General features: G+C 71.9%; 16 protein-coding genes and 1 riboswitch. Of the genes, 10 read left to right on the top strand and 6 right to left on the bottom strand.

All coding sequences use genetic code 11. From position 1 onward, the window contains the following. The first annotated feature begins 51 nt into the window (after window positions 1-51). From IW248_RS15040 to IW248_RS15025, 4 genes are all read left to right on the top strand, one after another. The gene (locus tag IW248_RS15040; protein WP_196927503.1) at window positions 52-477 is read left to right on the top strand and encodes a hypothetical protein; all 426 of its coding nucleotides are present in this window, start codon (window positions 52-54) and stop codon (window positions 475-477) included. A 132-nt stretch (window positions 478-609) separates the two neighbouring features. Next, on the top strand, window positions 610-1,380 hold the full coding sequence (locus IW248_RS15035; protein ID WP_196927502.1) for a hypothetical protein: 771 nt from the start codon (window positions 610-612) through the stop codon (window positions 1,378-1,380). Window positions 1,381-1,664: 284 nt separating this feature from the next. After that, a riboswitch (cyclic di-AMP (ydaO/yuaA leader) is annotated at window positions 1,665-1,806 on the top strand. Between the two features lie 232 nt (window positions 1,807-2,038). Then, window positions 2,039-2,887 carry a C39 family peptidase gene (locus IW248_RS15030; protein ID WP_196927501.1) on the top strand — a complete coding sequence of 283 codons (849 nt, stop codon included), beginning with the start codon at window positions 2,039-2,041 and terminating at the stop codon, window positions 2,885-2,887. Window positions 2,888-3,023: 136 nt separating this feature from the next. Further along, window positions 3,024-3,770 carry an alpha/beta fold hydrolase gene (locus IW248_RS15025; protein WP_196927500.1) on the top strand — a complete coding sequence of 249 codons (747 nt, stop codon included), beginning with the start codon at window positions 3,024-3,026 and terminating at the stop codon, window positions 3,768-3,770. Window positions 3,771-3,774: 4 nt separating this feature from the next. On the opposite strand, the gene IW248_RS15020 is transcribed toward IW248_RS15025, so the two are convergent. From IW248_RS15020 to IW248_RS15005, 4 genes are all read right to left on the bottom strand, one after another. Further along, on the bottom strand, window positions 3,775-5,445 hold the full coding sequence (locus IW248_RS15020; RefSeq protein WP_196927499.1) for a CDP-glycerol glycerophosphotransferase family protein: 1,671 nt from the start codon (window positions 5,443-5,445) through the stop codon (window positions 3,775-3,777). A 33-nt stretch (window positions 5,446-5,478) separates the two neighbouring features. Next, window positions 5,479-6,996: a bifunctional cytidylyltransferase/SDR family oxidoreductase gene (locus tag IW248_RS15015; RefSeq protein WP_196927498.1), complete on the bottom strand. Its 1,518-nt coding sequence runs from the start codon at window positions 6,994-6,996 to the stop codon at window positions 5,479-5,481. Between the two features lie 146 nt (window positions 6,997-7,142). Beyond that, complete coding sequence (locus tag IW248_RS15010; RefSeq protein ID WP_112585647.1) at window positions 7,143-7,919, bottom strand: ABC transporter ATP-binding protein; 777 nt, start codon at window positions 7,917-7,919, stop codon at window positions 7,143-7,145. A 34-nt stretch (window positions 7,920-7,953) separates the two neighbouring features. Continuing rightward, on the bottom strand, window positions 7,954-8,847 hold the full coding sequence (locus tag IW248_RS15005) for an ABC transporter permease (protein ID WP_124822709.1): 894 nt from the start codon (window positions 8,845-8,847) through the stop codon (window positions 7,954-7,956). 180 nt (window positions 8,848-9,027) lie between these two features. Between IW248_RS15005 and IW248_RS15000 the strand changes: the two genes are divergently transcribed. From IW248_RS15000 to IW248_RS14990, 3 genes are all read left to right on the top strand, one after another. After that, on the top strand, window positions 9,028-9,666 hold the full coding sequence (locus tag IW248_RS15000; RefSeq protein ID WP_196927497.1) for a TetR/AcrR family transcriptional regulator: 639 nt from the start codon (window positions 9,028-9,030) through the stop codon (window positions 9,664-9,666). A gap of 124 nt (window positions 9,667-9,790) precedes the next feature. Next, window positions 9,791-11,890: a DUF6077 domain-containing protein gene (locus tag IW248_RS14995; protein ID WP_196927496.1), complete on the top strand. Its 2,100-nt coding sequence runs from the start codon at window positions 9,791-9,793 to the stop codon at window positions 11,888-11,890. A gap of 357 nt (window positions 11,891-12,247) precedes the next feature. After that, a complete protein-coding gene (locus IW248_RS14990) occupies window positions 12,248-14,005 on the top strand; it encodes a CDP-glycerol glycerophosphotransferase family protein (protein WP_196927495.1) in 1,758 nt (585 codons plus the stop codon). 73 nt (window positions 14,006-14,078) lie between these two features. Here the strand turns inward: IW248_RS14990 and IW248_RS14985 are convergent, their stop codons facing one another. After that, window positions 14,079-14,417, bottom strand: coding sequence for a DUF952 domain-containing protein (locus IW248_RS14985; protein WP_196927494.1), 339 nt, complete (start codon window positions 14,415-14,417; stop codon window positions 14,079-14,081). A 113-nt stretch (window positions 14,418-14,530) separates the two neighbouring features. On the opposite strand from IW248_RS14985, the gene IW248_RS14980 reads away from it, so the two are divergent. From IW248_RS14980 to IW248_RS14970, 3 genes are all read left to right on the top strand, one after another. After that, window positions 14,531-14,842 (top strand): hypothetical protein, encoded by a 312-nt coding sequence (locus IW248_RS14980; protein ID WP_124822713.1) that lies wholly within the window; start codon window positions 14,531-14,533, stop codon window positions 14,840-14,842. Between the two features lie 97 nt (window positions 14,843-14,939). Next, window positions 14,940-15,596 carry a response regulator transcription factor gene (locus IW248_RS14975; protein ID WP_124822714.1) on the top strand — a complete coding sequence of 219 codons (657 nt, stop codon included), beginning with the start codon at window positions 14,940-14,942 and terminating at the stop codon, window positions 15,594-15,596. 9 nt (window positions 15,597-15,605) lie between these two features. Next, the gene (locus IW248_RS14970; protein WP_196927493.1) at window positions 15,606-17,036 is read left to right on the top strand and encodes a sensor histidine kinase; all 1,431 of its coding nucleotides are present in this window, start codon (window positions 15,606-15,608) and stop codon (window positions 17,034-17,036) included. A 10-nt stretch (window positions 17,037-17,046) separates the two neighbouring features. Here the strand turns inward: IW248_RS14970 and IW248_RS14965 are convergent, their stop codons facing one another. Then, window positions 17,047-17,994: a TAXI family TRAP transporter solute-binding subunit gene (locus IW248_RS14965; RefSeq protein WP_372432356.1), complete on the bottom strand. Its 948-nt coding sequence runs from the start codon at window positions 17,992-17,994 to the stop codon at window positions 17,047-17,049. Window positions 17,995-18,064: the final 70 nt, after the last annotated feature.

The following is an 18,064-nucleotide window of genomic DNA, read 5'->3' as shown; positions in this document are numbered from 1 at the left end:
GACACGCCCGTGGTCGGTGCGTCCGGGTCGGCGCGACGGTAGCGTGGGGACGTGCTTCCGGTCGCGTTCACCTGTCCGCTGTGGTGGGTGGCGCGCTGGGCGACGCGGGTGCTGACCAGCCTCGCCGTCGTCGCGGCCCTGGCGCTCGGCGCGGGCCCGGCCACGGCCGCCGCGCCAACGCCCAGCCCGGTGCCAGCCCCGAGCGCGATGCCAGCCCCGAGCGTGATGCCAGCCGGCGGGCCGCTGGCGGCCTCCTGCCGGCACGTGGGGGCGCACAGTGCGGCGTGCCCGGCGATACCGTCGAAGGCCGCCGAGGAGTCGGTTCCAGCATGGTCGGTCGACACGTCGGCGGCGCTCCCCGCTGATCAGGGCACCATCGCGGCGGGCGCGCTGCCGATCCGCGCGGCGGAGTCCGACCGGCTGCCCCTCGTCGACGCTGCGAGCGGCCGGGCATCCCGGGCCCCACCCCGGCGCTGAGCCACCGGGACGACCGTCCCGTCACCGCGCCCTGTCGACTCACCCGCTTCCCACCACGCCGACCCGTGGTCCTCCGTGGCCCGCTGGCCGGCGCGGCTCCCATCGCACTGCTCTCTCCCCGAGGTGCCGACCATGGAGACCGTCGTCTTCTACCAGTTCGTGACCGAGGTGCCGCAGGCCGCCGCCATCTGGTCGACCCTGTTCCTGTTGACCCTGGGCCTCCTCACCGTGCTGGCCGCCCGCCCCGAACGGGACCAGCCCACCGACGACCGGCCCCCGGCCGTGCCCACCGTGCGGGAGTTGGCCGCCGCCGAGGCCGTCGACAGGCGTCGCTACGCCGAGGAGGTGGCCGTCGCCGCGGCCGGCGCGGCCACCACCGCCCGGCGGCGACGCGCCGCCTGGCTGGCCGCTCAGGAGCAGATGGAGCGGGCCTGGATCGGGTACGACGAGGCGGACACCGCCGCGCGTCGCTTCGCGGGCGCCGGCGCACTGCCCACTCCGCAGACTCCGCACACCCCCTCCGAGTACGCGGCCCGGGAGCGCTATCTGCACCGCGCGGCGATGGCGGCGTACTGGCGGGGCGATCTGACCATGGCTCAGCTCGGCGACGTGTTCGGGCACCGGCACGGCTGGGATCCCCGACGACACCCGGTCGAGCAGGAGGCGCTGATCAGCCGGGTGATCCGGGATGCGCGGCTGGTCGACTACCAGGTGGCCACCGGCCGCGAGCGGGCCGCCTGGCGCGACGCCGAGTTGGCCGCCGAGTCGGCTCGCACCCTCGCCGAGGAGGCGTACGTGGCGGAGGCCCGGCTGCGCCCGACCCCGGCGCCCACCCGCCGGACGGTGGCCAGGGCGTTGCGTCCCGCCGTCGTGGCACGGTGGCGGCCGGCCCGGGTGGGTTGAGCCCGATCCGTGATGTGAGGCCGGTCACCGAATTGCTGAACCGGACGTCCGGCGCGATCGGCGTCATTGTTCCCGCGATTGTGGTCGCGTTCTTTCCGGCCTGTCCGGTTGTCGCCCGGAGGCGTCACCGTAACCGGTTGTCCCATCGAGTCACATCATCTGCAATACGCGCAGAAATTGGCGCGCCAATTGGGGTTTACGCAGGTGAACCTGGCTTGGCAGGGCGCGAAGTGGCCAGTAGTGTCGTCCCGTCCGGTGCGGTAACCGATCGCAAGACGCGACGCCGCATCGACCCGCTCAATCGTGATCTACGAACCGGGGACCCATCAGTAAGTCCGGGGTGAATCCGCGAGCCACGGCCCGCGGTAGGGCGATCTTCCCGCCCGAATCCGTCAGCTAACCCGGTAGGCGGTGTCGGAAGGAGTCAACTCCTCGTGCAGCACCTTTCCACCCCTCGGTTGTTCCCTCGCCTCCACGGCGCGGCGGTGCGCCCGCTCATTCGTCCAGTGACGGTGAGCTGACCCCCGGGTCATCGCCTTTCCCGCCCGGCCACTCCGGGCGTTCCCCTGAGCGGTTCACCATCCGCGGGCCACGGTCCGCGCGCTGGCGCCTGCCCGGATACCGGTCCGGCCCCGGTGTGCCGCTCTCCCCCCGATCCGTGGAGGACCCCGTGAAGCACACCCTGCAGCGTCAGCTCCGCCGCCTCGCCACCGAGCGTCCGTACCAGATCGTCGCCGCCTCCGCCGCGGCCCTCGCGATCGCCACCACCACCGGCGCCCTGCTCACCACGGCCGACGACGCCCCGGCCGGCCAGCGCACCGCGACCACGGCCGCCGAGATGCGCAGCGACGTCGCCGCCTCCCGCGGTGACGTTCGGGACGCGTCCCCCTCGGCCAGCGCCACGCCGAGCACGGCCGCCCCGGCCACCAGCGCCGCGTCACCCGCCGCCAAGGCCAGCAGCAACCCGGACCTGACCCGGAAGCCGGAGCGGCCGAAGCCGCCCGCGACCAAGGTGCTCGACTACGACTACGAGGCGCAGAACACCTACTACAACTGCGGCCCGGCGGCCACCCGGAACGCGCTCAGCGCCGCCGGCATCGACCGCACCCAGGAGGAGCTCGGCGCCGAGCTGGGCACCACCGAGATGGGCACCAACTCGGCCGAGGACACCACCCGGGCGCTCAACGCCGAGGTGAAGGGCTCCCCGTACCGGACCCGGATGTTCCCCGGCGCGCCCAGCCCGGCACAGATGGACCGGCTCCAGGCCGACGTCGTGAAGGCCATCACCGACGGCCGCGGCGTGGTGGCGAACGTCGTCGGCGACGCCACCGACACCGACGGCGGCTGGCACTCCTACGGCGGCGGGCACTACATCGCCGTCGTGGGTTACAAGGACAACGGTCGCACCGTGCGGATCGCCGACTCGGCGAACCCGGCCGACCCGTCGTACTGGGTCACCACGATCGACCTGGCCAACTGGATCACCAGCCGGGGCTACTCCGCCTGACCCGGGCACACCGACCGCCGCGGGCGCCGTCTCCCACAAGGAGCCGGCGCCCGCGGCGTCTGCACGCGTGGCAGCCGGGCGTACGCCGTCATCGACGACTCTCGTGGCGGGCCGTGAACCGTGGGAGACTGCGGCCGTGGTGGAGAAAACGGGTGGTCACGCCGGCCGCAGGCCGGTCCTGCTGCTACTGCACGGCATGGGCGCGACCGGGGACGTGTGGTTGCCCTGGGCGCCGTACCTCGAGCAGCACTGGCCCGGTCGGTGGCTGGCACCGGACCTCGCCGGCCACGGCTGGGCGCCGCCGCTGCCGTCGTACTCCTTTGTGGGCCTCGCCCAGCAGGTCGCGCAGGCCCTCGCCCCCGACGACCGGCTGGTCGTGCTCGGGCACTCGCTGGGTGGGGTGGTCGGCCTGGCGCTGGCCGCCCGTGACGCCGGAACGCCTGTGGACGCGGTGGTCGGGCTGGGCATCAAGGCGCTGTGGTCACCTGCGGAGCTGACCCGCGCCGCCGAGGTCGCCGCCCGCCCGGTGAGCTGGTTCGCCAGCCGCACCGAGGCGGCTCGCCGCTACCTGCGTGTCTCCGGACTGGCCGGCCTGCTGTCACCGGACCATCCGGTGGTGGACGCCGGTCTGCGGCAGGTCGACGGCCGCTGGCGCCTCGCCATGGACCCGACCGCCTTCGCCGTCGGCGAACCCGATTTGGCCGCGCTGCTCGCGGCGACCGACGTGCCGGTGGTCCTGGCGCGCGGGGAGAACGACCCGATGGTCACCGACGAACAACTCAAGGAGTACGGCGTACCTGTCGCCACGCTGCCCGGTCTCGGCCACAACGCGCACGTGGAGGACCCGGCCGCGGTGCTGGCGCTGCTCGACAGGTACCGCTGAGCGGCTAGGCCGACGCCGACGCGGTAAGTGTCTCCGCGGGCGCCAGCTCCCGGCGGGCGGCGGTCAGGAACACCTCCGCGTACGACTCGGCCGGGAAGTCACCCAGGTAGCGGCGGCGGGTGGCCCAGCGGGCCTCGGCCAGCGGGTCGGTGTCCAACAGTGCGGTCAGCACCTCGTCCACGTTGGACATGTCCCGGCGCAGCACGTAACCCGACCCGGCCAGCGGGAACCGCTCCACGAACCGGTCGCCCTCGTCGCCCATGTCGGTGACCGCGTACGGCTTGCCGGAGTAGAGGAAGTCCGAGATCACGCCGGACACGTCGGAGACCAGCGCGTCGGAGGAGTTGACGCACTCGGTCAGGCTCAGCTCCCGGGCCGCCGCGCCGACCACGTGCTGGCGGCCGGTGCGGGCCCGGTCGGCGACGAGCAGCTCGGTCAGGCGGCCCAGCTGGCGGGCCGACGCCGGGTTCTGCCCGGTGTACGGGTGGGCCCGCAGGATCACCGTCGCGCCGCGCTCCAGCAGCCGGTGCAGCAGCTCCTCGGCCACCGGCAGCGAGCAGTAGTCGGCGTCGGCGTGGTGCCCGGTCCAGGTCGGCGTGTACAGCACCGTCGGGTGCGCCAGCCCTCGCGCGGGCTCCGGGCGTACCTCGATCGACTCGACCTGCGGGCGACCCACCACCACGAACTTGTCCGCCGGGATCTGCACCCCGGCGCGGCCGTACCTGTCGATCGCCGCCTGCCCGGCCACGAAGATCCGGTCGAAGATCCCCGACACCGGGTTGGCGCTCGGCGCCTTGTCGCTGTCGCCGTGGTGCAGCTGGATGTGGGTGAGCTGGGTGAAGCGGACGCAGTGGCTGTTCTTCGCACCGTGGTTGACGTAGAACGCCACTCGCAGGCTCGGCACCAACGCCTCGTCCAGCGCACCCAGGGTGGGGCAGTAGACCACCGGCGCGTCGGTGGCCGCCGCGATCGGGGCCAGGAACTCCGGCTCGCGCAGCACGACCAGGAACGGCCGGCCGATCCGTTCCAGGTACGGCAGCCACATGGTGACCTGGTATTCGGACCCGGGGGGCGCGGAGAAGTAGAGCAGGAACTCCGGCTGGTACCGGCGCAGCGCGGCGGCCACCGATCCGCCGCCGGCCCTCGGCCGGAACCGCCGCCGGGCCAGGTCCAGTGCGACCGCGCCGGCGCCCGCGCCGACCAGCAGGCTGGCGGCGAGCGCCACGCCGGCCGGCAGGGCGAGCGCTGCGGCGAGCGCCAGGGCGGCGAGCAGCCCGAGCAGGGCCGTGCCGAGCCGGTCGGCGATCAGCGGCGTCCACGCGCGGACCGGCAGGTTGACCGTCCGGATCTCCAGACTGCCGGCGGTGCGCAGCGGCCCCACCAGCAGCACCAGCCCCAGCAGGACCAGCCCGGTGGCGACCAGCGCGAGGTTGAGCCCGTCATCCAGTCGTCGGGAGTAACCGGCCAGGATCGCGGCGGCGATCAACGTGGTCTCCGCCACGAGGTCGGCGCTGGGCCGGATCCGCTGCTCGGCGGCCGAGGCGGCCAGCGCGGCGACGGCCAGTGCCAGCCCCCAACCGGTGGCGCCGGTGAGCGCCAGCACGACAAAGGCCAGCACGGCCAACCCGGTGGTCAGGCACCGGGCGGCCAGCTTTCGGACCAGTTCGCCGCGCATGTCGCTCCGTTCGTGGTTCCGCAGCCGTCGGCGTCAGTTCGTGGACGTCGCGCCGGCCGGTGCCTCGACCCGACCCGACCCGGCCTGGGTCGGCACGCTCGGCGTGGGCCCGTCACCGGGCGCCCGGCGTACGTCGATCACCTGACCGGTCAGGTCGGAGATCAGCACGTCCAGCGACGACTGGGCGACGGCCTCCGCGGCGAGCAGGGTGTGCTCCGGCTCCTCGCCGAAGGCCCGCGTCCGCATCGGGGTGGCGGTGCGCTCCGGGTTGATGCAGTTGACGCGGACGCCGACGTCGGCCCACTCGTCGGCGAGCGCCTGGGTGAGGTTGACCAGGGCGGCCTTGGTGGCCGAGTAGAGCGCGTAGCGGGCCCGGCCCCGGGTGTAGGAGCTGGAGGTGTAGAGCAGCAGCTGGCCCTTGGTCTGCTGGAGGTAGGGCAGGGACTGGCGGGCGATGGTCACCGGGCCGACGAAGTTGACCTGGAGCAGCCGGTCCATGGTCTCCTCGTCCATCTCGGCGAGGGCGCCCTTCTCCAGGATGCCGGCGGTGACCACCACGTGGTCGATCCGGCCGGTGGCCTCGAAGGCGGTGGTCAGCGCGGCCTCGACGTCCTCGGCCCGCTCCACGTGGGTGCCGGTGCTGGAACGGCTGAACGGGAAGACCTGGGCGCCGTAGCGTCGGGCCAGCTCGGTCAACTCGTGGCCGATGCCGTAGCTGCCGCCGAACACCACGATGGTGCGGCCGGTCAGCTCCTCGCTGTAGCTGCGGTGGTCGGTCAGCCGGGGCGCCTGCGCCGCGGCGAGCTGGAAGAGCTTGTCCGCCAGGTGCACGTCGACCGGGTGGGTGACCTTGATGTTCTCGTCCGAACCGTCGATCACCTTGATCGGGGTGCCGGGGAGGTAACGCAGCACCACGCCGCAGTCGTCGGTGGCGGCGAAGTCCCTGTCGTCCTCGGCGATCCGGTACGCGGCACGGATCGTGGGGGAGCGGAACGCCTGCGGGGTCTGGCCCCGGCGCAGCCGGGAGCGCACCGGGATGTCGGTGATGCAGTCGTTGTCGTCGACCTGGATGATCGTGTCCGCGGAGGGGATGGCCACGTCGACGGCGTCGTAGCTCCAGAGCGCGTTGACGCACTCACGCACGATCCGGCCGCTGAGTAGCGGGCGCACCGCGTCGTGGAAGAGGATGTTGCAGTCTTCGGGGCCGACCGCGTCCAGAGCGATCCGGGTGGTGGCGTTGCGGGTGTCACCGCCCTCGATCACCTTGGTGACTTTGCGCAGGCCGGCCTTCTCGACGATCTGCCGGGCGTCCTCGACGTGGCCGGTGGCCATCAGCACGATGATCTCGTCGATCTCCGGTGCCGTCTCGAAGACCGCCAGGGTGTGCTCGATGATCGGCTTACCGGCGATCTTCAGCAGCTGCTTCGGGATGCCGAGACCCAGCCGCGTCCCGGTGCCTCCGGCCAGAACCACCGCCACTGTCCGCGAGGGCCGCCATGGCGTCGGGGTCTCCGCTTCGGCGTCCGGGCCAGTGGTCTGGTCCTGCGTCATTGCCGGATCCTCACTCTCAGGGATGCGTTAACGGAAGGTTCCGCCCGAGCGGCGACGGAATGAACCTTAACGCGCGGACCGCGCCGCCCCAACGCGGGCGACGCGGTCCTCGGGTGCCATGTCGATGCCGGACGTTCGACGGAACTCTACTTGCTGTTCGCGTACGCCTCGTACGCCCGGATGACCTCGTCGGTGGGGCCGTCCATTCGGATGACGCCCGATTCCAGCCAGATCGTCCGTTCGCAGGTGTCGCGTACCGAGGAGAGCTGGTGGCTGACCAGGAACACCGTCCCCGCGCCCTCCCGCAGCTCCCGCACCCGCTGCTCGCTGCGCCTGCGGAAGCCCTTGTCGCCGGTGGCGAGCGCCTCGTCGATGAGCAGCACGTCGTGCTTCTTGGCGGCGGCGATGGAGAACCGCAGCCGGGCCGCCATGCCGGACGAGTACGTCCGCATCGGCAGGCTGGCGAAGTCACCCCGCTCGTTGATCCCGGAGAAGTCGATGATCCCCGCGGCCTGCTTGGCCACGTCATCGGGGTGCATGCCCATTGCCAGGCACCCGAGAACGACGTTGCGCTCCCCGGAGAGGTCGTTGAGCAGGGCGGCGTTGACGCCCAGCAGCGACGGCTGCCCCTGGGTGTGGATGGCGCCCCGGTTGACCGGCAGCAGGCCGGCGATGGCCCGCAGGATGGTGGACTTGCCGGAGCCGTTGCTGCCGATCAGCCCGATCGCCTCGCCCCGGTACGCGGTGAAGGAGATGCCCTTGACCGCGTGCACCTCCCGGACGTTCGGCGCGTGGGTGCGCTTGACCAGCCGGCGCAGCGCCGCCACCGGCGTGGTGCCACCGGCCGCGCCCTGGTGCACCCGGTAGATGATGTGCGCGTCGTCCACGACCACTGTCGGGATGCGCTCCTGGGTCCGGGTCATCGTCGCGCTCGCCTCGATGGGGGCGTCGAAGTGCTCAACCACGGCCGTACTCCTGTTCGCCGCGCCAGAAGTAGATGAAACCGCCGATGCCGGCCACCAGCGCCCAACCGGCGCCGACCAGCCAGAGCTGGGTCAGCGACTCGTTGAGCAGCGGTGCCTCCTCGAGCAGCGTGTACCGCGCCAGCTCGATGTAGACCAGGAGGGGGTTGTACTGCACCAGCGTCGTCGCCCAGCCGGGCAGCCGGTCGAAGAGGCTGACGCTGTAGAGGACGCCGGAGCCGTACATCCAGGTCCGCATGATGAACGGCATGACCTGCTTCAGGTCGCTCGACTTGGCGCCCAGCCGGGCCACCAGCAGCACCACACCGGCGTTGAACACCGCCTGCAGCAGCAGCGCCGGCACCAGCAGCAACCACTCCCAGGTGAGTGGCTCGCCGGTGACCAGAACGATGCCGATCAGCACCACCATCGAGGCCAGCAGTTGCTGGAACTGGGTGATCGTGGTGGACAGCGGCAGGCTGGCCCGGGGGAAGTGCAGCGCCCGGATCAGCCCCAGGTTGCTGCTGATCGACTGGGTGCCGGCCAGGACCGCGCTCTGGGTGAAGTTGAAGATGAACAACCCTGTGGTCAGGTACGCGATGAAGTTCGGGATGCTGTTCTGTGCGAGCACCACCCCGAAGATCAGGTAGTAGACCGCCGCGTTGGTCAGCGGGGTGAGCACCTGCCAGAGTTGACCCAGCTTGGCGTTGCTGTACGAGGCGACGAGCTTGGCGTTGGCGTACGCGGCGATGAAGTGCCGGTAGGCCCATAGTCGGCGGCTGTACTCGACGAGGCTGGGTCGCTCACCGGCGACCCGTAGCCCGTGCCGAGCGGCCAGCTGCGCCTGGGTCAGGCCCGTGGCGGGGTCGACCAGCGCGGTGGTGGCCATGGAAATGGCGCTCCGATCTTTCGTGCAGACGGGGGTTGCTCGCGACGATCGAATCCTAGTGGGAAATTTGCGCGGGGCGCCGCCTCGTCGCTGCGAGGACAGTAGTCCGAAACACGTCGGGACGCAACCGTACCGTCGTTGCGCTACGCTAGCCGGCGTGACCTGCGATAAGAGCCCTCGATGACTACCGAAAAGAGGCGGGCGCCGGCCGGCGCCGCAGTGCTGCGGGACGAGATCACCACGGCGATCCGCCGCGCGCTGATGCAGGAACTCGCCGCGGTCGGCTACGGCCGGCTCTCCATCGAGGCGGTGGCCCGGCGGGCCGGCGTCAGCAAGACGGCGGTCTACCGACGGTGGAGCTCGAAGCTCGACCTGGTGCTGGAGATGGTCGCCGCCGCGGCACACGGCAAGCTCCCCGCCCTGGACACCGGCACGCTGCGCGGTGATCTCGCGTTGCTTTTCCAGGCGGTGGCGCACGCGCTCCGGCACCCACTGGCGTCGCAGATCATCCCGGACCTGCTGGCCGAGGCCGCCCGCAACCCCAGCATCGACTCCACCCTGCGTCAGGTGCTGCATGCCCGGCAGCAGGAGATCGGCGGTCGCCTGGTGACCCGTGCCGTGCAGCGTGGCGAACTGCCCGCCGACACCGAGCTGGACGCCGCCATCGACCTCGTCGTGGGTCCGCTCTACTGGCGGCTCGCCATCGCCCGTCTCCCGCTCACCGACGGTTACCTCGACAACCTGGTCGAATCCGTGGCGGCCGGGCTCGGCGCCGACAGCGTCCTGCCCCGTCCCCGGGCGGCTCCGATCTCGGGCTGACCACGCCGGCGACACCCGCCAGACGCAAAACGGTTCAGCTACCGGTCTCCGCTACGCTGCCCCATTGACACCCGGCCGTCACCGTGCCGAAGCCCGCCCTGCTCCCCAGACGAGAAGGACACCCGTGGCCAACGTCGACAGCATCGCCGTCGCGCCCACCGGTTCGGACCCAGCACCGAGGTCCGACCAGGCTCCCCAGCCCCCCGACGGCTCCGGCCGGGCCCCGGCAGCCCGGGTCCGCGCGCTGGTCGCGGCCGCACCGGTGCTGCTTACCGATGGCGCCGTGGTGGCGTTCGCGCTCTGGACCGTTCTCTATCACCTGGCCTTCCTGTTCGGCCTGGCGCCGTCGACGACGTTCCTGATCTGGATCGGCGGCTGCCTGGTAGCGCTCGGCGGTTCGCTGTGGTGGCGCCGCCGGGGCCGTGCGTCGGCCGCCGCGGGTCGTGTTCGTGAGGCCGTCGAGGGCGCCGCCCCGGCGTATCCGCGTCCTCTGCTCGCCCTGGTGCTCGGCGCGGGCACGGTCGCCGCAGTCACGGCGGGGCTGACCACGGTCGACGACGGCGTCGGGGAAGGAATCCCGTGGTGGATCCCGGGTGGCTTCGGCGCTCTCGCCGCGGCGGGGGCCATGTTCCTCGTCCGGCGTCGCTGGCTCGCAACCCCGGCCGGCGACGCCCCGGCGGCCGCCGCGACCCCGCTCTCGTCGGCGTACGCCCTGATCGTTGCCGTCCTGGCCGCAATCTCGGGGCTCTTCTTCGCCCGCAACTCCGTCGACGACGCCTTCTTCCTCGGTAAGTCGGTCTGGGTGGCGGAACGCGACGAGGTGCCACTGCGGGATTTCCTGTTCACCGACGGCGTCGCACCCGCGATGAACTCCCAGCCGCCAGTGCCCTCGATCGAGGTCTTCTACGGCGCCTTTGCCCACGTCTTCAACCTGCACGCCGCCTCCGCCACGTGGTACATCGTGACGCCGGTCATGTCTGTCGTGGCGGTGCTGGCCCTGTGGCGGCTGGTGCAGCGCTGGGCGCCGCGCCGGGCCGTGCTCGCCTTCACTGTCGCTGTGGCCTACCTCTACCTGGTCGCCGGCGAGGACGCTGCCCTCGGCACCTTCCACCTGACCAGGCTGCACCAGGGCAAGACCATGTTCGTGGCGGCAGTCGTTCCGCTGATGTGGGTCTACCTGACCGAGTGGTTCGACTCGCGGTCCCGCCGAGCGCTGATACTCGTCGCAGCGCTCTCCATCGTGGCCACCGGCCTCTCCACCACCTCCGCCATCGTCCTTCCGCTGCTGGTCGGCGGCGCGGTGTTCGCGATGATGCTGGTCGGCCGGTGGCGGGACGCGATCCTGGCTGGGGCGGCGGCGCTGGTCTACCCCATCGGCGCGACGATCTGGTCGCGGCTCAACGCCGGTCCGATCACCGAGAATGCCGCCGCGGCCTTCTACGACGCCGAGGTCACCTACCGGCGGACAATCCTGTTCGGTGTGCTCGGCGTGATCGGTGGCCTGGCCTTGTGGCTCGGTCCCCTGATCGCTCGTCGGCGGACGCCCCAACTGCTCGTCGCAGGCAGCACACTGGCGATGAGCGTGCTGCTCTTCCCCGGTGTCCTCGAGGCGCTCAACAGCCTGACCGGCATCGGCGTCGTGCTCTGGCGGATGCCGTGGATGTTCGCCCTCCCGGCGGTGATCGGCATCCTCTGCACCGTCGACCTGCCGCGCCTGCGGGTGTTCGGGAGCGCCGCGATCGCGGCGGCACTGGTCGCCAGCTTCGCCCTCTTCGGCACGCCCATGTGGTCGCCGAAGAGCTATGTGACAGTGCACGAACAGCCGGTCTGGAAGCTGCCCCAGCAGCGCAAATCGATCGTCTTCTGGATGACCCGGCTCGATCGGCCCGACGGCGTGGTGCTGGCTCCGTCCACCCTCATGCACACCGCTCCGATGGTGACCAGCAGGATGCGGGTGGTCAGCCCCAACGACCGCTACCTGCCTGACTATGGCATCGACTCGCCGTTCGCTCAGGACCGGCTGAAGTTGGTCGCGCTCGCCAACGGCAAGCCCGAGCTCGCGCCGGTGCCTGAGCTGGCCGGAGCGATCGAGCGGCTCAATGTCACGACGATCTGTGTCTACACGAGTAACCAGGTGGCCCGGGACCTGGCTCCGCAGTTGGGTTTCAAGCAGTTCGCCACTCGCGGGCGGCCGGGAGCGATGACCTGCTTCCGTCGCGGATGAGGCCTGGCGCCCACGCCCGTTCACAACGCGTGACGGAGCGCGCTGGACCGTATGGGTAGCGAAGTTTCTAACCGGAGAGGGCATTGATACCTCAGCGGCATCCCGATGTCCCCTCGCGTTAAGGTCATAGGTGCGCGAACGGCACGTAGGGGATTCGGCCGCCGCCGTGCGGGCTGTCATGCGGGAGTTCAGACATGGGTTGAGGCTGCCAGGCTGTCGACAGCTGTCCAGTTCTGCGGCAGTCACTCAGGGTGATGGGCGGCGAACCGGGCGCCACGCCTCAGTCTGCCCTCCTCGGGTAATGCCGTGACGAATCCAGGCCCTGCCCGTAAACGATCTAGTAGGGAGCGAAATTCGTTGTTCGGCACGTTGACAGGACGCCTCGGAGTGGCCGCCCAGAGTGCGCTACTGGTACTGGCCTACCTGGTCATGCTCGTCGGCGGCGTATTCGGTTGGATCGGCCTGTTCGCCGTCGCCGGGTTGGCCGCCATCATCGGCGAGTTCGCCGTCGCCCGCTGGTCACCGCCGTCCCAGCTGCTGTTGGAGAAGGTGGGCCTGCACTGGTCGTACCGACAGCTGACCCGGGACCTCGCCGCCGTGTTGCTGGTCGTCGCCGAGGTGCGGCTCAGCGGCGGCGAGTTGACCCTGCTGCTCGTACTGCCGGCCGCGGTGTGGGTCGTATCGGTCTTCGCCGGTGCGTTCTCCACCATGATCGAGCGTCGTAACCCGCTCTCCGCCATGGTGCGCAACATCGAGCTGGGTCCACTGTCGAGCACCCCCCAGCCGCCCGCCTGGGCGGCGGCGGTCGCCGGCGACCGGATGCCCCTGCTCAACCTGCTGCTGGTGCCGGCCGGCGTGGCCGCCGCGGTGCAGCACGACGCGACGCCGTTCTTCGTGGCCGCCGCGGTGGCGGTGGTGGCGACCGGTCTGGTGGGCGCCATCATCGCGCTGACCTGGCTCCGGGGTCGGGGCGCGGGGCAGGGCCCGCTTCTGCCGGCGGTCCAGCGTTGGCTGGACAACTACCGGCCGGAGGTGGGGCTCTACTTCGCCGGTCCGGCAAAGGACGTCTACCAGGCGAACATGTGGCTCGCCCCGACCGAGGCGCTGCAGCAGCGCGCGGTGGTACTGATGCGCAGCCGGGAGGCATTCCTGGAGCTGGCCGACACCCGGCTGCCGGTGATCTGCGTACCGGCCGGGGTCGACTTCATGAACCTCGACCTCGGCGGCCTCCGCGCGGCGCTCTACGCCGCCAACGTCGGCGCGAACATCCACATGCTCCGCGAGCCGGGTACGAAGCACGTCTTCGTCGGGCACGGCGACAGCGACAAGCAGGCCAGCGTCAACCCCTACAGCAAGGTGTACGACGAGGTCTGGGTCGCCGGTCTGGCCGGTCGGGAGCGCTACGCGCGGGCCGGCGTGGGTGTGCTCGACTCGGACATCGTCGAGATCGGTCGGCCGCAGCTCGCCGGGGTGCACACCTTCGGCGCCGAGTCGGTGGACCGGCCGTTCACAGTGCTCTACGCGCCCACCTGGGAGGGCTGGCTCGACGACGACCCGTACCACACCTCGCTGGTGCTGATGGGTGAGCGGATCGTCAAGGGGCTGCTCGTCACGAATCCCCGGGTCCGCCTGATCTACAAGCCGCACCCGCTCACCGGGTCGCGGTCCAAGGCGGCGAAGGCCGTGCACGAGCGGATCCTGACGGCGATCCGTGCCGCCGGCGGCAACCCGGACGCGTCCTCGCTGGACGGCACCGCGCACCTGGTGGTCACCGGCCGCACGCCGGCGCTGTTCGACTGCTTCAACCAGACCGACCTGCTGATCAGCGACGTGTCCAGTGTGGTGTCCGACTTCGTGCAGAGCCAGCGGCCGTACGTGGTGGCCAACCCGGCCGGCCTGTCCGAGGACGAGTTCCGCCGCGAGTACCCGACGGCTCGGGCCGCGTACCTGCTCTCCAAGGACTGCGGCGAGCTGGAGAAGATCGTGACGGTCACCCGGGCCGGTGACGACCCGATGACCGAGGCCCGCCGGGACCTGAAGACCTACCTGCTCGGCCCCGCCGAGGCGAACCCGATGGACCGGTTCCAGCAGGAGATCGACCGGCTCTGCCACTGAGCTCCGTCTCCACGGCATCGCGCCCGGCCCGACACTGTCGGGCCGGGCGCGGCCGTGTCAGGCGGCTACCTGGTCAGCCCAGCAGGGCGGCTACCGCATCGGCGGCCGGAAGGTCCGCCGGCAACGCCCGCGCCTCGACCACCGCCGCGACCGGCAGCGGGCCGTACACGTGGGGGAAGAGTTGCCCGCCGCGCGACGGCTCCCACCGCAGCGCGTCACCCAGTAGCTCCTCCTCGACGCTGAGCACTGTCAACCCGGTGGCCCCGGTGAAGTGTCGCCGCGCCGTCTCCACCACCTGGTCGGCCCCGGAGAGGTGGATGAACCCGTCCTGCCGGTCCACGGCGGAGCCGGCGAAGGCGCCGGCGGCGAGGGCGTCGTCCCATTCCGCGTTCGACAGCAGTTTGTAGATCATCACAGCAGCGTACGGGGCCGCCGGGGGCGCGCTCGCCCGGTTTTCGCCGGTACCGCCGCGCCCGTCGCCTCCCGCCGGGCATGCTCAGGTCAAGGGCCGCGGAGGGATGGGCGATGCAGAGCTACGACGATGACTGGACCGACAGCCAGCGTGCGCTGTACGACGAGTGTTACCGGGCCGGCGGCGAGTGGGCCGAGGACCCGGACACCCCGTCCGACGACGTACAGCACGTGATCAACCTGGCCGAGGCGGACGACGACGCCTTCCAGGACGCCGAGATCGACTTCCCGCCTCTGGTCGACGCGGTCACCCAGGCCGGCGGGGTCAACGTCACAAGCGTGCCGGCCAGCCACGAGGACCCGGGCTTCCGCGGCTTCACCGACGGCGTCCGGGACGCCGTCGCCGACGACACCTTCGGCCTGTAGCGGCAGGTAGCCCGCCCAGCGCGGGCGGGTGGCCTCCCGGTCCGCGCGCGCTTCTGCCACCATTCGCAGAACAGCGCTGCGACGGACGGGGGCACGGGTGCGGATCCTGCTGGTGGAGGACGACCGCCGGGTGGCCGCCGCGCTGTCCTCCGCCCTGACCCGCCGGGGGTACGAGGTCGAGCACGCGGCCACCGTCGCCGCCGCGCTCTCCGCCGCCCCGTGCGACCTGGTGCTGCTCGACCTGACCCTGCCCGACGGGGACGGCACCGACCTGTGCCGGGAGCTGCGTCGGCGCAGCAGTCAGCTCGGCATCATCGCGGTGACCGCCCGGGGTGAGGAACGCGACCGGGTGCTGGGTCTGCGCCTCGGCGCGGACGACTACGTGGTCAAGCCGTTCTCGATGGTGGAGTTGCAGGCCCGGATCGAGGCGGTGCTGCGCCGCGCCGCGAACGCCGCGCCGGAGCGGCACCTCATCGAGGCCGGGTCGGTCCGCATCGACGTGGCCGCGCGGACGGTGACCGTCGACGGCCGGGCCGTCACGTTGACCCGCAAGGAGTTCGACGTGCTCCTCTCGCTGGCCCGCCAGCCCGGGGTGGCGGTGCCCCGGGACCGGATCCTGCTCGACGCCTGGGGCACCACCTGGGCCGACCGGCACACCGTCGAGGTGCACGTCGGGTCGCTGCGCGGCAAGCTCGGCGACGCCCGGCTGGTGGAGACCGTGCGCGGCGTCGGCTACCGGCTGCGCGACGCGTGAGGAGCTGACGTGCGCCGTCGCCTGGTGATCAGCTATCTGCTGCTGATGGTCCTCGTCCTCATCGCGTTGGAGACCCCACTGGCCGCCACCATGGCCAGCCGCGAGACCGAACGAGTCCGTGCCGACCGGCTCGCCGACGCCACCCGGTTCGCCTCGCTGGCCGGGCCGGCGTTGCGTGACGGCGGGCCCGGCCCGATCGAGTCGGAGCTGACCAGCTACGACAACCTGTACGCGATCGGCGCCGCGATCGTCGACCGGGATCGGAAGATCCCGGTCTCGTCGCCGAGGTGGCAGCCCAGCCCGGGGACCGCCACGGTGCTGGACGTCGCGCTGTCCGGGCAGCAGACCAGCGCCCCCGAGTCGGTCTGGCCCTGGACGACCGACCCGGTGGTGGTGGCGGTGCCGATCAACGACGGAGGTGAGGTGCTCGGCGCGGTCGTGATCGTGACCCCGGCCGGCCCGATCCGCCGAGCTGTCGTCGCGTGGTGGCTGCTGCTCGCCCTGGCCGGCCTGCTCGCCGTGCTGGCCTGTGTGCTGACCGCGTTCGGGCTGGCCGGTTGGGTGCTGCGCCCGGTCACCGAACTGGACGCGGTCACCCACGAGATCGCCGAGGGCGACCGGGGCGCCCGGGTGCAGCACCGGCTGGGACCGCCCGAGCTGCGCCGCCTCGCGGCCAGCTTCAACCACATGGCCGACGTGGTGTCCGACGTGATGGACCGGCAGCGCGCCTTCGTCGCGCACGCCAGCCACCAACTGCGCAACCCGCTCACCGCGCTGCGGCTGCGGGTGGAGGAGTTGGGGCCCAGCCTCACCGACCCGGACGGTCGGTCCGAGCATCGGCTGGCCCTGGAGGAGACCGACCGGCTCGCACTGGTGCTCGACGCCCTGCTGACCCTCGCCCGGGCCGAACGGGAGGAGAACGAGCGCGTCACAGTGGACGCGGTAGCGGTGGCCGCCTCCCGGGTGGCCGCGTGGGCGCCGCTGGCCCGGCACCGGTCGGTCGCGTTGCGGCTGGCCACCACCGACGCCCCGGCGTACGCCCAGACCGTGCCGACCGCCGTCGACCAGGCGCTGGACGCGCTCATCGACAACGCGGTGAAGTTCAGCGGGGCGGGCGGGGCGGTGACGGTGACCGTGGCCCGCCGCGACGGCGGGGTGGCGCTGGAGGTTCGCGACTCCGGCCCCGGCATGACCGAGAGTCAGCTCGGCCAGGCGACCGAGCGGTTCTGGCGGGCCCCGGACGCGCAGAACGTGGACGGCGCGGGGCTCGGCCTGACCATCGCCGCCGTGCTCGTCGACGCGTCGGACGGGCGGTTGACAATGCGTCCGGGGGAGTCGCGGGGGCTGGTCGCCGCCCTGTGGTTCCCGACGCCGGCCGTTGCGGTGGAGCCGGCGGAGGAGGAACCGGCTGCCGACCTGCGACCCAGCCCGGCGCTTTGAGGCCCGGCCGTCACGGTTTGGTGGCGCGGTACCAGGCGGCGGCCCCCGGGTGCAGCGACAGCGGCGCGGTGACGATCGCCGAGCGGGGGCTCATCCGTCCCGCCGCCGGATGGGCGGCGGCCAGTTCGGCGCGACGTTCCATCAGCAGCCGGGTCACCTCGCGGACCAACGGCTCCGGCAGGTCGGTCCGGACGATCAGATAGTTCGGGTCGGCCACCGTGGTCACCGCGTCCACGCCGTACACCGAGCGGGGGATGTCCCGGGAGACGTAGACCTGGCCGTAGCGCGAGCGCAGCGGCTCGGTCCACTCGCTGAGGTCCACGATCCGGATGGCGCTGGCCTCGGCCAACTCCTCGATGCCCCGGACCGGCAACCCGCCGGAGAAGAAGAACGCGTCGATCCGCCCGGAGCGCAGCGCCATCACCGAGTCATCCAGACCGAGCCGTTCGCGGCGCACCTCGTCACCACCGAGGCGGGCCACCTCCAGCAGTCGGGTCGCGGTGATCTCGGTGCCCGAGCCGGGCGCGCCGACGGAGACTCGCCGGCCGCGCAGGTCGGCGACCCCGCGGACCGGGCCACCGCTCGTGGTGACCAGGTGCAGTTGGTCGTCGTACACCCGGGCGACGGCGTTGACAGTGGGGCTTCCCGCCGTGCTGGTGGGCAGCACGTCGGCCTGGGTGAAGCCCAGCTCGGCCCCTCCGGAGCCGACGAGCTGGACGTTCTCCGCCGAGGCGGCGGTGATCACCACGCTGGCCCGTACGTCGGGGAGTTCCCGGTTGAGGATGGCCGCCAGGGACTGCCCGAACGCGTAGTAGACAGCGGTGGGGCTGCCGGTGGCGATCCGGATCGACGTCGGCTCGGTCGGGGTGTCCCGGCAGCTGGCGACGGCCAGGTTCGCGATCAGCAGCACCGTCGACAGGGCGGCCAGGCCGGCGCGGCTGGACGGGGTACGACTCACGCGGTGCACTGTGCGCCGTCGGGCGGGTGCGCGCAAGCCCGGGTCGGCGACGTCCCGGACGATCGGAACC

The organism is Micromonospora ureilytica (assembly GCF_015751765.1).
In the GTDB taxonomy this organism is placed as follows: Bacteria; Actinomycetota; Actinomycetes; order Mycobacteriales; family Micromonosporaceae; genus Micromonospora; species Micromonospora ureilytica.
This window is presented reverse-complemented; position numbering and strand designations above follow the sequence as displayed.

What these genes read in the sequence shown, in the direction of transcription:
- IW248_RS15035 (WP_196927502.1), top strand. Translation starts at nt 610, where the DNA reads ATGGAGACCGTCGTCTTCTACCAGTTCGTGACCGAGGTGCCGCAGGCC.
- IW248_RS15020 (WP_196927499.1), bottom strand. Translation starts at nt 5,445, where the DNA reads ATGCGCGGCGAACTGGTCCGAAAGCTGGCCGCCCGGTGCCTGACCACC.
- IW248_RS15015 (WP_196927498.1), bottom strand. Translation starts at nt 6,996, where the DNA reads ATGACGCAGGACCAGACCACTGGCCCGGACGCCGAAGCGGAGACCCCG.
- IW248_RS15010 (WP_112585647.1), bottom strand. Translation starts at nt 7,919, where the DNA reads ATGACCCGGACCCAGGAGCGCATCCCGACAGTGGTCGTGGACGACGCG.
- IW248_RS15005 (WP_124822709.1), bottom strand. Translation starts at nt 8,847, where the DNA reads ATGGCCACCACCGCGCTGGTCGACCCCGCCACGGGCCTGACCCAGGCG.
- IW248_RS15000 (WP_196927497.1), top strand. Translation starts at nt 9,028, where the DNA reads ATGACTACCGAAAAGAGGCGGGCGCCGGCCGGCGCCGCAGTGCTGCGG.
- IW248_RS14985 (WP_196927494.1), bottom strand. Translation starts at nt 14,417, where the DNA reads ATGATCTACAAACTGCTGTCGAACGCGGAATGGGACGACGCCCTCGCC.
- IW248_RS14980 (WP_124822713.1), top strand. Translation starts at nt 14,531, where the DNA reads ATGCAGAGCTACGACGATGACTGGACCGACAGCCAGCGTGCGCTGTAC.